10 protein-coding genes and 1 tRNA gene are annotated in these 13,539 nt (G+C 67.2%); 7 read left to right on the top strand and 4 right to left on the bottom strand.

All coding sequences use genetic code 11. The annotated features are described in order from the left end of the window. The first annotated feature begins 53 nt into the window (after positions 1-53). Positions 54-329 carry a hypothetical protein gene (locus ACM14_RS10800; RefSeq protein ID WP_013804073.1) on the top strand — a complete coding sequence of 92 codons (276 nt, stop codon included), beginning with the start codon at positions 54-56 and terminating at the stop codon, positions 327-329. Positions 330-428: 99 nt separating this feature from the next. After that, on the top strand, positions 429-839 hold the full coding sequence (locus tag ACM14_RS10805) for a hypothetical protein (protein ID WP_065346145.1): 411 nt from the start codon (positions 429-431) through the stop codon (positions 837-839). 94 nt (positions 840-933) lie between these two features. Here ACM14_RS10805 and ACM14_RS10810 read toward each other — a convergent pair whose 3' ends face one another. Further along, positions 934-2,118, bottom strand: a complete 1,185-nt coding sequence (locus tag ACM14_RS10810) for an MFS transporter (protein WP_170962147.1) — start codon at positions 2,116-2,118, stop codon at positions 934-936. 712 nt (positions 2,119-2,830) lie between these two features. Here ACM14_RS10810 and ACM14_RS10815 point away from each other — a divergent pair. The 5 genes from ACM14_RS10815 (at position 2,831) to ACM14_RS10835 (ending at position 10,332) form a co-directional block, all read left to right on the top strand. Beyond that, the gene (locus tag ACM14_RS10815) at positions 2,831-4,999 is read left to right on the top strand and encodes a TonB-dependent siderophore receptor (protein WP_065346134.1); all 2,169 of its coding nucleotides are present in this window, start codon (positions 2,831-2,833) and stop codon (positions 4,997-4,999) included. A gap of 249 nt (positions 5,000-5,248) precedes the next feature. Further along, a complete protein-coding gene (locus tag ACM14_RS10820) occupies positions 5,249-6,445 on the top strand; it encodes an imelysin family protein (protein ID WP_013804069.1) in 1,197 nt (398 codons plus the stop codon). Between the two features lie 104 nt (positions 6,446-6,549). Next, positions 6,550-8,061: a di-heme oxidoredictase family protein gene (locus ACM14_RS10825; protein ID WP_065346135.1), complete on the top strand. Its 1,512-nt coding sequence runs from the start codon at positions 6,550-6,552 to the stop codon at positions 8,059-8,061. A gap of 14 nt (positions 8,062-8,075) precedes the next feature. After that, the gene (locus ACM14_RS10830; RefSeq protein ID WP_254662031.1) at positions 8,076-9,146 is read left to right on the top strand and encodes an imelysin family protein; all 1,071 of its coding nucleotides are present in this window, start codon (positions 8,076-8,078) and stop codon (positions 9,144-9,146) included. Beyond that, a complete protein-coding gene (locus tag ACM14_RS10835; RefSeq protein ID WP_065346137.1) occupies positions 9,130-10,332 on the top strand; it encodes a DUF1513 domain-containing protein in 1,203 nt (400 codons plus the stop codon). Before ACM14_RS10830 ends, ACM14_RS10835 begins: the two co-directional genes overlap by 17 nt. Before the next feature lie 94 nt (positions 10,333-10,426). Here the strand turns inward: ACM14_RS10835 and ACM14_RS10840 are convergent. The 3 genes from ACM14_RS10840 to ACM14_RS10850 form a co-directional block, all read right to left on the bottom strand. Continuing rightward, positions 10,427-10,503: transfer RNA gene (locus tag ACM14_RS10840), tRNA-Met, on the bottom strand. 130 nt (positions 10,504-10,633) lie between these two features. Next, positions 10,634-11,413 (bottom strand): enoyl-CoA hydratase, encoded by a 780-nt coding sequence (locus ACM14_RS10845; RefSeq protein WP_012203459.1) that lies wholly within the window; start codon positions 11,411-11,413, stop codon positions 10,634-10,636. Positions 11,414-11,487: 74 nt separating this feature from the next. Further along, positions 11,488-13,419, bottom strand: coding sequence for a M61 family metallopeptidase (locus tag ACM14_RS10850; RefSeq protein ID WP_065346138.1), 1,932 nt, complete (start codon positions 13,417-13,419; stop codon positions 11,488-11,490). Between the last annotated feature and the right edge of the window lie 120 nt (positions 13,420-13,539).

A 13,539-nucleotide genomic window follows, 5' to 3' on the forward strand; every position in this document is an offset into this window, starting at 1 on the left:
TGGCGGCGCGGGCTTTTCTGGCGACCGAATCATCGAAACCTCCCTGGCCCTCCATGAGCATCCTGAAATTGCGCAGGCAAGAGAAAGTGGCGGTCTACACCGCCCTGCTGTGTTCCTTCATCGCGGCGTTCATCTTCTTCGCGTCCGAAGGTGTTGCTGACAGTTTTCAGCAGCGGCTGGATGCGCTGGCCATCTGCGCCGTCATCGGTGCGCTGGTGACCTGGTTCAATCACTGGTGGTTCCGGGTCTGGGGCTGGCATCTGGTGCCTGTGACCCTGCTGCTGTTTTATGCCGGCACGCTGGCCGCAGGGTGGCTGTTTGGCGGATGAAGGCGGATGAAGGCGGTGGTGGGGGAACCTGCCGCCACGCTTTGCATCGAAGATCCTTTTCGACTGCCTCACCAGGCCATCCACGGCCTTGCCACTGCCATGAAGACCACCCTGTCCGCCGCCCTGATCTGCCTGCTCCTGTCCACCCCGGCCATGTCCCGTCCGCTGGACCCGGCTCCTCTGGATGCCTCGCAGTTCAACCTGGGGCTGGTCGGGTTCGCGGGCGAGATCTCGCCTGCGGAGCGGCACCTGGAGGCCATGCTCAGGCGGCCCGAGGCCAATGCCGTCCTGCTGTCGGTGATCGACGATCCGCGCCGATCTCCCGTGGCCAAGCTCTATGCGCTGTGCGGCCTCAAGCGCATGGGCAGCGGCGGCTACGAGGCCGCGCTGATCAAGCTGCGCGGCTTTGAGGGCCAGGTCTCCGTGATGCTGGGAGACCAGATGTTCCAGGAAGGCATCCGCGAGGCGGCAGACCGCATCGAAAACCTGGAGTGCAGCGAAGGCGGCTGAGCCTGGGCACGCCGGTTGCCGGACAAAAAAAGAGCTGCCATCGGCAGCTCTTTGCATTGTGGGGCATCGTTTTGAGCCGGAGAATCTGAGCCGCTCAGGACAGCTCGCGTCCCTTGAGTTCGGGGATCAGGAAGGCCGTGGCCAGCATGTCCAGCACATAGATGGCCGCCAGCAGGGCGATCGCCACCTGGAACGAATAGCTCATGGCCAGCGCACCGATCACCACCGGGCCCAGTCCGCCCACGGCGCGGCCGATGTTGAACAGCACGTTCTGCGCGGTGGCGCGCGCCTCGGTGGGGTAGGCCTCGCTCATCACGGCGCCGTAGCCGCCCATCATGCCGTTGACGAACAGGCCCATGAGGGCCCCCGCCCAGAGCATGGCCGTGGGGTCGGACAGCTGCGAATAGAGCACGACCATGATGACCGAGCCCAGCTGGAAGATCAGGAAGCTGGGCTTGCGGCCGATGCGGTCGGCCAGCTGGCCGAAGACCCAGATGCCGACCATCATTCCCACCACGGTCACGGCAGTCCATATCGAGGACTTGGTCAGGCTGAAGCCCAGTTGCTTGGACAGGAAGCTGGGCATCCAGATCATGATGCCGTAGTAGCCGAAGTTCTGGACCGAGGTCAGCACGATCACCCCCAGGCTGACCTTGGTCGTGGCGCGGTCCTTCACCAGCAGCTTCAGGCTTTGCAGCACCGGCACGCGGGCCGAGGGCGTGGCGGACTGCTGGCGCTTCACGAAGACTTCGGGCTCGTGCAGCTTGTTGCGGATCACCCAGGCCACCACGGCCGGTATCACGCCCACCAGGAACATGCCGCGCCAGCCGATGAGGGGCAGCAGCAGCGGCGTCAGCAGCGCCGCGCCCAGCACGCCCATTTGCCAGCCCAGGGCCACGTAGGACGAGACGCGGGCGCGGTGGCGGGCAGGCCAGGCCTCGGCGGCCAGTGCCATGCCGATGCCGAACTCGCCGCCCAGGCCGATGCCCGCAATCGTGCGGTAGGCCAGCAGGTCCCAGTAGCCCTGCGCGAAGGCGCACAGGCCCGTGAAGACTGCGAACAGCATGATGGTCCAGGTCAGCACGCGGATGCGCCCGTAGCGGTCGCTGAGCAGGCCGAAGAAGATGCCGCCGAACACGGCACCGATCAGCGTCCAGGTCACCAGCGAACCGGCCTGGCCCGGCGTGAGGTGCAGGTCGGCCGAAATGGCCGACAGCATGAAGCCCAGGATCAGCAGGTCGAAGCCGTCCATGGCATAGCCCACGGCCGAGCCGGCCAGGGCCTTCCAGCTGTAGCCATTGACCTGGGTGGCATGTGTGCCGACATGCGTGTCTGTGCTGGCGCCGGCAGCATTGGCTGCGAGCGCCCCGGAGGAAGTGATGGTCACGTGAAAATCCTTGAAAGCCAGGACGGCGCGCGCTCTCGCTGGGGTGCGGCATCACGCAAAACGCCTGCGCCGCCGGCTGGGCCGGCGTGCGGGCACGCTGCGCGTGTGCGGCATCCTGGAGTGGCGATGGGCACGGGAAATCCTGGTGGGAAAACAAGCTGGGCGGCCGGCATGCCGGAGCATGGCAGGGGCTGCGCGCAAAGACAGAGCGCAAGGTGCAGCGCCAAAAGACCGCTTCTGCAAAAAGCGAAAGCCCTGAAATCGGCTGGGCGATCAGGGCTTTGAGGCAGTGGGCAGGCCCTGCGAGGAGAGGGCGGCCCATGCGAGCGGGCGCAATGGTAAGGGAAGTGGCCGGACAAGGCAAGTAGGGCTGGCTTGCCAGACAGCTTCTACGGCATGGACGGCTGGTACTGCCCGGCGGGCTCGGGACGGATTCGGGTGTTGCGCGGATGCAGCAGCCCCTGTGCTGCCGATGGCCCAGGCAATTGAAGAAACGATAATGAGAACAAATCTCATTCGCTTTCTCTTCGTGCCCTTCGACCCATCGGAGGGCATGGCGAGGAAGTTTTTTTATTGCCGTATTGCTGTTCTCCCGGAGCTTTTCATGCCACTGCATCGCCTTCGACCCCGCCATCGCCCTGCGCCTCTTGCGCTGGCCATCTCCCTTGCCATCGGCACTCTGTCCGCCCAGGCTCAGGCATTGCCGGACGCGCAGAACCCGGCCACGCTGCCCACGGTCACCGTGATCTCCAACCAGTTGGGCGAGGTGACCGAAGGCTCGGGCTCCTATACGCCGGGCACCATTGCCACAGCCACGCGCATGGTGCTGACGCCGCGCGAGACGCCGCAGTCCATCAGCGTGGTCACACGCCAGAAGATGGATGACTTCAACCTCACCTCCATCGACCAGGTGATGGAGCACACGCCCGGCATCAGCATCGTCACCTATGACAGCGAGCGCACCGAGTACTACGCCCGCGGCTTCGCCATCCAGAACTTCCAGTACGACGGCATTCCGATGATGCGCGACTCCGCGTACTCGGCCGGCAACACCCTCAGCGACATGGCGATCTATGACCGCGTCGAGGTGCTCAAGGGCGCAACCGGCCTGCTCACGGGCAGCGGCACTCCGGGCGCGACCATCAACCTGATCCGCAAGAAGCCCACGCGCGATTTCCGCGGGCATGCGTCCATCTCTGCGGGCAGCTGGAGCAACTACCGCACCGAGGTGGATGTGGGCGGCGCACTCAATGCAAGCGGCAGCGTGCGCGCGCGTGGCGTGGCGGCCTACCAGGACAAGGACTCGTTCATGGACCGCTATTCGCGCAAGACCGCGACGCTCTACGGCATTGTGGAAATGGACCTGACGCCACGCACTTTGCTGACGCTGGGCGGCGATGCGCAGAACAACCGTCCGGTCAACTCCACCTGGGGCGGCATTCCCCTGCTCAATGCCGATGGCCAATTCAATGACATGCCGCGCTCGCACAACAACGGCACGCGCTGGAGCCGCTGGGACCAGTACACGCGCACGGCCTTTGCCACGCTGGAGCACAGCTTCAGCAACGGCTGGGTGGCCAAGGCGCAGTTCAACCACCAGATCAACGGCTACAACGCCAACCTGGGCGCGGCGGCTGCGGGCTTCCCCAACCCGGCCGACGGCTCCGGCGTGTCGCTGTGGCGCGGCCAGTACATAGGCCGCACCACCAGCAATGCGCTCGATGCCTATGCCAGCGGGCCCTTCTCGCTGGGCGGGCGCGAGCACGAACTGGTGCTGGGCGCCAGCGTAGCAAGGCGCCACTGGAAGAACGATGGCTACTGGCAACTGCCCGCCGACTATGTGTCCACGGTCAATGACTACTACCACTGGAATGGCGATTCGCGCCTGCCGGTGTGGGGCGCCTCACCCGACTACGTGAACAGCGAAGTGACCAAGGAGCAGGGCTTCTACACGGCGGCGCGCTGGAACCTGTCGGCCGACCTCAAGCTGATCACGGGCGGGCGCTGGTCCAACTATCGCAACCAGGTGCAGGGTCAGCGCGAGACCGGCGTTTTCGTGCCCTATGTGGGCGCGATCTACGACCTCAATGGCAACTATTCGGTCTACGCCAGCTACACCAGCATCTTCAGCCCGCAGTCCAAGCAAAACGAGAGCGGCAAGGCGCTGGACCCGCTGCGCGGCAACAACGCCGAGGTAGGCGTCAAGGCGGCCTTCATGGACGGCCGCCTCAATGCAACGGCGGCGCTGTTCCAGCTTCAGCAAGACAACTTCGGTATCGAGACCGGCGGCCTGACGCCCGGCGGCGCCACGGCCTACCGGGCCGTCGATGGCGTCAGGACGCGCGGCTTCGAGGCGGAGATATCCGGCCAGATCACGCCCGCCTGGCAACTGCAGGCCGGTTTCTCGCATGCCATTTCGCGCGACCAAGGCAAGCGCGTGGCCACGCTCACGCCCTCCAACCAGTTCAGCCTGCACACCAGCTACAGGCTGGACGGCCCGCTTTCCGGCCTGACGGTGGGCGGCGGCGCGCGCTGGCAGGACAAGACCTGGGGCGACATCTCCACGCCGTCGGGCGGCACGGCCGTTCACACCGTCAAGGGCTACTGGCTGCTGGACATGATGGCGCGCTACGAGTTCAGCAAACAGCTGTCGGCCACCGTCAACGTGCGCAACCTGCTGGACAAGAAGTACTACACCATCTTCAGCTACTACAGCACCTACACCTGGGGCGAGCCGCGCTCGGTGAATGTCAGCCTGAACTACAAGTTCTGAGGCCCGGCCGGCGCTGCGCCAGCGCGGGGTCTTTGGCCCTGGCGCCAAGGGCGCCGTGCTAGGCTGGCGCCCGCTGCGGCCCGTGCGCCGCAAGCGCTCCCATTGCCGTCCGTTCACTGCCCGTTGGCCACCCGGGTCCGTCTATGACCTTGCGGTGCAGTGCGGCGATATCTCGCAGGTTTTGCCAATAAAAACAATTCTCATTACAGTTTGGCATTCCGAGTTCTCCAACCTCCGATCCTTTCTGCCATGCATCCCATCCTGATTGCAGCCGCCCTGGCCCTGGGCGCGGCCGCCCCGATGAGCCAGGCCGCAGCCGCCGGCACCGTTCAACAGCCCGTGAAGAAGAGCCTCTCCGTTGCGGAGGTGGTCAAGCATTACGGCACCCTGGTGCACGCCAATTACTCGGACTCCATCAGCTCCGCCAAGACCATGCAGAAAGCCATTGCGGCCTTTCTGGCGGCGCCCAGCGAGCAGGGCCTGAACCAGGCACGCAAGGCCTGGCTGGATGCCCGGGAGTACTACGGCCAGACCGAGGCCTTCCGCTTCTACGCCGGTCCCATCGACAACGATGAAGGACCCGAAGGCCAGATCAACGCCTGGCCCATGGACGAGTCCTATGTGGACTATGTGGAAGGCAATCCCAACGCCGGCATCATCAACAACCGCAAGGAAGCCATCACCAAGAAGCGCCTGGCCGAGCTCAACGAGCATGACGGCGAGGAGAACGTTTCCACCGGCTGGCACGCCATCGAGTTCATGCTCTGGGGCCAGGACCTGAACGACAAGGGACCGGGCGCGCGTCCGTACACCGACTTTGTCGATGGCAAGAAGTCCAATGCCGACCGCCGCCGCGAGTACCTGAAGGTGGTGACCGCGCTGCTGATCGAGGACCTGCAGTCCGTGGCCGACCAGTGGAAGCCCGGCTCGCCCAAGAACTTCCGCGCCCAGTTCGAGAAAAAGCCCGACGATGCGCTGCGCCGCATCTTCGTGGGCCTGGGTTCGCTGTCGCGCGGCGAGCTGGCCGGCGAGCGCCTGGAGGTGGCCCTGGCCAGCCGCGACCAGGAAGACGAGCACTCCTGCTTCTCGGACAACACGCACCGCGATGCGGTGACCAATGCCCAGGGCATCCTCAACGTCTGGCAGGGCAGCTACAAGCGCCTGGATGGCAGCGAGCTGCAAGGCCCGGGCATCAAGGACTGGGTGGCCTCCAAGGACAGCGCGCTGGCCGACAGGACCACGCGCCAGATCACGCAGTCGGTGCAGGCGGCCCAGGCCATTCCCGCGCCGTTCGACCAGGCCATACAGGGCGCGCGCGACTCGGCCTCGCGCGCCAAGATCCAGGCCACCATCGACAGCCTGGTCCAGCAGAGCAAGGACTTGGTGGAGGCGGCCAATGCCGTCGGCATCACCCAGCTCAACCTGGTGGACCCCAAGGCCAACTAAAAGAACATCCACGCCAGCGTCCATCCATTCCTGCGCCCATGTGCCAAGGCCGCCGCCCCCGAAAGGGTTCGGCGGCCCTGGCTTTTCCAGGGACGTCCCCACCCATGAATCTCTCCCCCTCGCTGCTGGTCGCTGCCTCCCTGGTCCTGATGGGCTGCTCGGCCCAACAGCAGGACACGGTGGCTGCCGCTCCAGCGCGCGCGCCAGCACCGCAGCCTGCTCCCGATCCAGCTTCCGATCCAGCTCTTTTGTTCGCGGCACCCGGCGAGCCCCTGCCCCCGGGCGGCCAGACCACGGTCCACGCCACGGGCCGCAACGCCTTCTCGCTGCCCGCCGCCAACCTGGAGGATGCAGAGCGCACGCGCTTCGTCATCGGCAACTCCTTCTTCAAGCGCAACTGGGTGCAGGCGCCGGCCTCCACCACGGCGCGCGATGGCCTGGGCCCGCACTTCCTGGCGCGCTCCTGCGGCGGCTGCCATGTGCAGGACGGCCGCGCCCAGCCGCCCGACTTCCACAACCCGCTCAAGCCCCAGCCCTTCGCGGGCCTGCTCATGCGGCTGTCCATTCCGGGCGAAGGCCCGCACGGCAGCCCGGTGCCGGACCCGGTCTATGGCGACCAGTTCAATACCGAGGGCGTGCTGGGCGTCAAGGGCGAGGGCCAGCTGCGCATCCGCTATGAACAGGTGCATGGCCGCTTTGCCGACGGCACGGCCTACACGCTGGAAAAGCCGGTCTACGAGCTGGCTGCGCTCAACTACGGCCCCCTGGCTTCCAACCTGATGACCAGCCCGCGCATTGCGCCCCAGGTCATCGGCCTGGGCCTGCTGGAGCACATCCCCGAGTCCGAGATCCTGGCCAACGCTGCCGCCCAGGCAGCCCTGGGCGGCCCCATCAAGGGCCAGCCCAACTATGTCTGGGATGCCTACGGCGAACGCATGATGCTGGGCCGCTTCGGCTGGAAGGCCAACGTGGCCTCCATTGCCCATCAGACGGCCTCGGCCTTCCTGGGCGATATCGGCATCACATCGAAGCGTTTCCCGCACCAGGCCTGCACGCCCGCACAAAAGGACTGCCTGGCCGCGCCCAACGGCAACGGCGCCGAGGGCGTGGAGATCGAGGACCGCGTGCTGGACGACGTGATCTTCTACCAGGCCACGCTGGCGCCGCCTGCACGGCGCAACGCCAGCGACCCGGCCGTGCGCCGTGGCGAGGCACTGTTCCACCAGGCCCAGTGCGCGCAGTGCCACCGGCCCTCGTACAAGACCGGCGGGGAGCTGTTTCCCGCGCTGTCGCCGGCACTCAGCAGCAAGGGGTTGTCGGGCCAGACCATTGCGCCCTACACCGACCTGCTGCTGCACGACATGGGCGAGGCGCTGGCCGATGGCCGGCCCGACTTCAAGGCCTCAGGCCGCCAGTGGCGCACGCCGCCGCTGTGGGGCATAGGCCTGCTGCCCGATGTCAACAACCACCAGCGCCTGCTGCACGACGGCCGTGCGCGCGGCGTGCTCGAAGCCATCCTCTGGCACGGCGGCGAGGCCGAAGCCGCGCGCGAACAGGTGCGCCAGTTCAGCGCCGAAGACCGTGAAGCCCTGGTCAAATTTGTGGAGTCCCTCTGATGCAAGACATGCGCATGACCCCTCGCCAAATCCTTTGTGCCGCCGCCCTGGCGCTGCTGGCCGCCGCCCCGGTCCATGCCCAGGAAGTGGATGCCAACATGGCCATTCCCTTCTACAACACGGCCCACGCCGTGCAGGGGCTGTACGGCCAATGGTTCTCGCCACAGGCCAAGGCCGCGCAGGCATCCGCCCAGGCGCTGAGCCAGGCGCTGCGCGCACACTGCGCGGCACCTGCGGGATCGGCTGCCGCCACGCTGCAGACGGCGCGCCAGGCCTATGTGCAATCGTCGCGGCAGTGGAGCAGCCTCTCGGCCGTGGCCCTGGGGCCGCTGGTGGAGCGCCGCTCGGCACGTCTGGTGGACTTCCGCCCCATGCGCCCGGCCCTGCTCAAGAAGGCCATACAGTCGGCCCCCGCCGATCTGGCTGCCATGGAGCGCATCGGCTCGCCCGCCAAGGGATACCCGGCGCTCGAGAACCTGCTGTGGACCCAGCCCGTGGAGCCGCAGACGCCGGCCTGCGCCTATGCCACCCTGGTGGCCGAAGAAATCGGCGCCGAGATGGGCATCCTCAGCAACGGCTTTGCCAAGCTCGCGGCCCAGGATTGGTCCGAGGACGGCGATGCCACCACCGAAGCCATGGCCGAGTTCATCAACCAGTGGGTGGGCGGCCTGGAGCGCCTGCGTTGGGCGGACATGGAAAAGCCCTTGCGCAGTGCGGGCAGTGCAGGCAGCAAGCCCCCCGCCTGGGAGCACCTGGCCAGCGGCAGCACCGTTGAGATCTGGCGCGCGCACTGGCAGGGCCTGCGCACGCTGGCCGTGAGCGTGGACCGCAAGGTGCCCCAGCCCGGCGTGGACATCGTGCCCATCGAGTCCTACCTGCGCGGCCGTGGCCTCAACCCGCTGGCCGACCGCTGGCTCAAGGCAATCAACGAGGCCGATGCCGGCATGCGCGCCCTGACCGAGCCGAGCGCCAAGGCCGTCGATGCCGCGACCAAGCCACTGTCGCGCCTCAAGCGCCTCATGGAAGGCGAGGTGGCGCCTGCGCTGGAAGTCAACATCGGGTTCTCGGATGCCGACGGGGATTGAGCAGGCGCTGAATCGCCGCCGCTGGCTGCAGGGCATGGGGCTGCTGGCTGCCATGCCGCTGGCAACCTCCCATGCGGCCAGGCCGTCTGGCTCGGCACGGTCGCTGGCTGCGGCCTGGATGCAGGGCGAGCAGATGCGTGTCGGCATCGTGCAGGCCAGTGCGCAGGTGGACAGGCCGCTGCAGGTGCTGCAGGCCCTGGATGTGCCCACGCGCGCCCATGGTATGGCCGCGCTGCGCGACGGCTCCGTGGTCTTCGCCAGCCGCCGCCCCGGTGACTGGCTGGTGCGCCTGAAGCCGGGACAGGCCGCCGAGGATGCGCAGTGGCAGTGGATCGAGCCCGACCGCTTCTTCAACGGCCATATCATCGAAAGCGCCGATGGCCGCCATCTCTACACCACCGAGACCGACCTGGAAGATGCCCAGGGACTGATCGGCGTGCGCGATGCCATCACCTTGGAGAAGATCGCCGAATGGCGCACGAGCGGCATGGACCCGCACCAGTTGCTGCTGGACGCCGATGGCACGCTGATGGTCGCCAACGGCGGCATTCCCACGCAGTCCGAAACCGGCCGGCGCAAGCTGCAGCTGGACCACATGGATTCGTCCATCGCGCGGCTGCTGCCGGCTGAAGGCGGCGCCCGTGCCGGCCTGTGGAAGCTGGACGACAACCGCCTGAGCCTGCGCCACCTGGCCTGGGGCCCGCAGGTCGCCCACGCGCCCGCGCGCCGCTGGCTGGGCATTGCGCTGCAGGCCGAGCACCGCGACACCGAAGCGCGCGCCGCTGCGCCCGTGCTCGCGCTGTTCGATGGCCACCGTTTGCATGCCGTGCCCCTGCCCGAAGGGCGCGAGCCCCTGGCCGGCTATGGCGGCGACATAGGCTACGACGGCCAGCTCTTCGCCGTCAGCTGTCCGCGCGTGAACACCGTCACCTGGTGGCAGGTGCCCGACAGCAGCCAGGCCAGCGGCCGCTGGCTGCGTGGCGATGCCATGCCGGGCGTGTACTGCGTGGCCAACGCAAGTGTCTCGCTGGATGCCAAGGGTCGGCCCCTGCCTGCCGAGCCTGCGCTGTGGATGGGCGGCGCACGCCAGGCCCAATTGCGCCAGGGCGGCCAGGTGCTGCGCACGGTGCCGGTTCCCGGCATGGCGCTGGACAACCACTGGATTGCGTTGGAGCGCGGCAGCTAGCAGCCGGAGGCGGCGCCGCAAACGGCGCGCTCTGGCGGAGTGCAGCACCAACGGAAAAAGGGTCTACGTTTGCACGTAGACCCTTTTCTTTGTTTGGTGGCGCTTCACGGATTCGAACCGCGGACCTGTGGATTATGATTCCATCGCTCTAACCGACTGAGCTAAAGCGCCGTAAGACCTAAATTATATGCAGAATTTTCGGCCCCTCCGGCAAGTTGTGCAAATTTCTCGAAATTTCTTTGCGAGAGGCTTGCTGCGCCTTGCCGGAAGACGCGCATTGTAGCGCGACTTTCAGCCCGGCTCAGAGATGCTTGAAGCTGGCGGGACGCTTGTTGACGAAGGCGTCCATGCCTTCCTTCTGGTCCTGGGTGGCGAACAGCGCGTGGAACAGGCGGCGCTCGAACATGACGCCGTCGGCCAGCGAGCCCTCGAAGGCGCGGTTCACCGATTCCTTGGCCGCCATGACGGCAATCTGCGAGAAGCCGCTGATGATGATGGCGGCGCCCAGCGCCTCGTCCATGAGCTTGTCGAAGGGCACGACACGGCTGACCAGGCCGGCGCGCTCGGCCTCGGTGGCGTCCATCATGCGGGCCGTGAGGGCCATGTCCATGGCCTTGGACTTGCCCACGGCGCGCGGCAGGCGCTGCGTGCCGCCGGCGCCGGGGATCACGCCCAGCTTGATTTCCGGCTGGCCGAACTTCGCGTTGTCGGCGGCGATGATGAAGTCGCACATCATGGCCAGCTCGCAGCCGCCGCCGAGGGCAAAGCCGCTGACGGCGGCGATCACGGGCTTGCGGATGGAGCGGATGGCTTCCCAGTTGCGCGTGATGTAGTCGCCCTTGTAGGCATCGGCAAAGCTGTACTTGGCCATGGCGCCGATGTCGGCGCCGGCCGCAAAGGCTTTCTCGCTGCCGGTGATGATCATGCAGCCGATGGCCTCATCGGCATCGAAGGCCTGCAGGGCCTGGCCCAGCTCGTCCATGAGCTGGTCATTGAGCGCGTTGAGCTGCTTGGGGCGGTTGAGCGTGATGATGCCGACCTTGTCGGCTTCGACGCGAACTTCAATCATTTCGTAGGCCAAGGGAGTCTCCTGCTGGGGTTGTCGTCGTGATCCTCAAGAATAACCGGCCGGCGGCGCGGGACGGCATGCGCCGTTCAGGGTGTGGCAGGCGCCTGCGCGCTGCCCGTGTGCCCGGCCAGCCAGCGTCCAGCGGTCTCCTCGTCCGTGATTTCCAGTCCGAGATTGCTGGGGGCGGGCGCCGCCAGGGTGCCGGATGTGGCAGCTTTTGCATCGCCGTTGTCCGTTTTCTCCACCATGGCGGCGGCCTCGGACAGCAGGCCCGAGCCCCAGGGCAGGGTCAAGGCCAGGATCTGCCGGTCGCGGGCCACCCAGGCGACGATGTCCAGGGCCGTGCCTGCATAAAGCGCCACGTCGTCCAGCCGGGTGATGCGCCAGCGCGCGGGCTGTGAATCCTCGGCGCCGGTGGGCAGCTCGATGGCCAGCCATTCGTCGCCCGCCATGAAGCCGGCGCGCTCGGCCAGGCTGCCGCGCAGCACGGTCTTGATGGTGATGCCCTGGCTTTCCTGCACGCGCAGGCCCAGGCGCTGGGCAGTCTGCGCCGGTTCGGCCTTGGCCTGCACGCCGTGCGCGGCCAGCAGCTCGGCCAGCGGCAGGTCGTCGGTGCCGTGCACCCATTGCGTGATCTCGGGCGCGAAGCTGCGCCCGCCCAGGTCCTGCAGCACGGCCAGCACGTCGGCCTCGCGCATGGGGCCGCCCTGGCAGCGCTGCCACAGCGCGCGCATCACGTCGTCCAGCGTGCTGCGGCCTTCGCGGCGCAGTTGCAGGTCCAGGGCCAGTGCGACCAGGCAGCCCTTGGTGTAGTAGCTGACGGTCTGGTTGGGCGTGTTCTCGTCCTGGCGGTAGTACTTGACCCAGGCGTCATAGCTGGCCTGGGCCACGGACTGCAGGTGTCGGCCCGGCGTCTGCAGCACCTGGTTGATGGTGCGCGTGATGAGCTTGAGGTACTGGGCGTTGTCGATCAGGCCGGCGCGGCGCAGCAGCAGGTCGTCGTAGTAGCTGGTGAAGCCTTCGAAGAACCACAGCAGCTCGGTGTAGTTCTCCTGCCCGTAGTCGTAGCGCGCGAATTCGGCCGGGCGCAGGCGCTTGACGTTCCAGGTGTGGAAGTACTCGTGGCTGATCAGGCCCAGCAAGGTGGTGTAGCCCTCGGCGGCCTTGCGCTCGCCCACGCGCGGCAGGTCGCGCCGGCCGCAGATCAGGGCCGTGGAATTGCGGTGCTCCAGGCCCCCATAGCCGTCATCGACCACGTTGAGCATGAACACGTAGCGCTGCATGGGCGCGGGCGTGGCCTGCTCGCCCGTACCGTGCCAGAAGGCCAGCACGGTCTCGCAGATCTTGCGTGCATCGGCAATCAGGCGCGCGCCGTCGAAGCTGGGCGCGGCGCCCGCCACGATGAAGCTGTGCGGCACGCCCGCGGCCACGAAGTCGCCACGCCAGAAGCTGCCCATCTCCACGGGGCAGTCCACCAATTCGTCGTAGTGGGCGGCGCGGTACAGGCCCCAGCCGCGTGCATCGGTGTCCACGGCGTCCAGGCCGGTCGCCACCTGCCACGATGCCGTGGCATCCGACGCAAGCAGTTGCAGCGTGTGCGGCGTATCTTCCTGGCCGTGCACGCGCAGGCACAGGCTGGTGCCGTTGAAAAAGCCGCGGCGTCGGTCCAGCCAGGCCGTGCGCACGGAGCTGTCATAGGCGCAGAACTGGTAGTGGAGCACCAGCGGCACGCCGGCTGCGCAGTCGGCCTGCCAGAGGTTCTTGCCCTGCTGGGCCAGCGCGATGGGGCGGCCGTCCTGCTCGGCAGACAGGCCCTGGAGGTTCTTGGAGAATTCCCGCACCAGATAGCTGCCGGGAATCCAGACCGGCAGCGACAGGGTCTGGCCAGCGGCCGGGCGGGCGATGTGCAGTTGCACGCTGAACAGGTGCGCGTCCACATCAAGGGCCTGCACGCGGTAGTGAATGTCCGCTGCGGCAGTGGCAGCGGCGGTGGCGGTGGCGGCGAGGGGAGAGGTCATTCGGGCTCCTGCAGGTGTGGCCTGGAGGCTGCCCGGGCCCGCTGCGGCGGGCTGGAGCCGGGAAGCTCCGGCTAAGGGGGATCAGGTGGGCAGGCCCGGCGTCCATGGCGCCGGGCCCGC

Origin of the sequence: Delftia sp. JD2 (assembly GCF_001682645.1) — a bacterium.
In the GTDB taxonomy this organism is placed as follows: domain Bacteria; phylum Pseudomonadota; class Gammaproteobacteria; order Burkholderiales; family Burkholderiaceae_C; genus Comamonas; species Comamonas acidovorans.

Bases quoted from the DNA above. Each gene is read 5' to 3' on its own strand.
- ACM14_RS10800 (WP_013804073.1), top strand. From the start codon at position 54: ATGAGCATCCTGAAATTGCGCAGGCAAGAGAAAGTGGCGGTCTACACC.
- ACM14_RS10805 (WP_065346145.1), top strand. From the start codon at position 429: ATGAAGACCACCCTGTCCGCCGCCCTGATCTGCCTGCTCCTGTCCACC.
- ACM14_RS10815 (WP_065346134.1), top strand. From the start codon at position 2,831: ATGCCACTGCATCGCCTTCGACCCCGCCATCGCCCTGCGCCTCTTGCG.
- ACM14_RS10820 (WP_013804069.1), top strand. From the start codon at position 5,249: ATGCATCCCATCCTGATTGCAGCCGCCCTGGCCCTGGGCGCGGCCGCC.
- ACM14_RS10825 (WP_065346135.1), top strand. From the start codon at position 6,550: ATGAATCTCTCCCCCTCGCTGCTGGTCGCTGCCTCCCTGGTCCTGATG.
- ACM14_RS10830 (WP_254662031.1), top strand. From the start codon at position 8,076: ATGACCCCTCGCCAAATCCTTTGTGCCGCCGCCCTGGCGCTGCTGGCC.
- ACM14_RS10835 (WP_065346137.1), top strand. From the start codon at position 9,130: ATGCCGACGGGGATTGAGCAGGCGCTGAATCGCCGCCGCTGGCTGCAG.
- ACM14_RS10850 (WP_065346138.1), bottom strand. From the start codon at position 13,419: ATGACCTCTCCCCTCGCCGCCACCGCCACCGCCGCTGCCACTGCCGCA.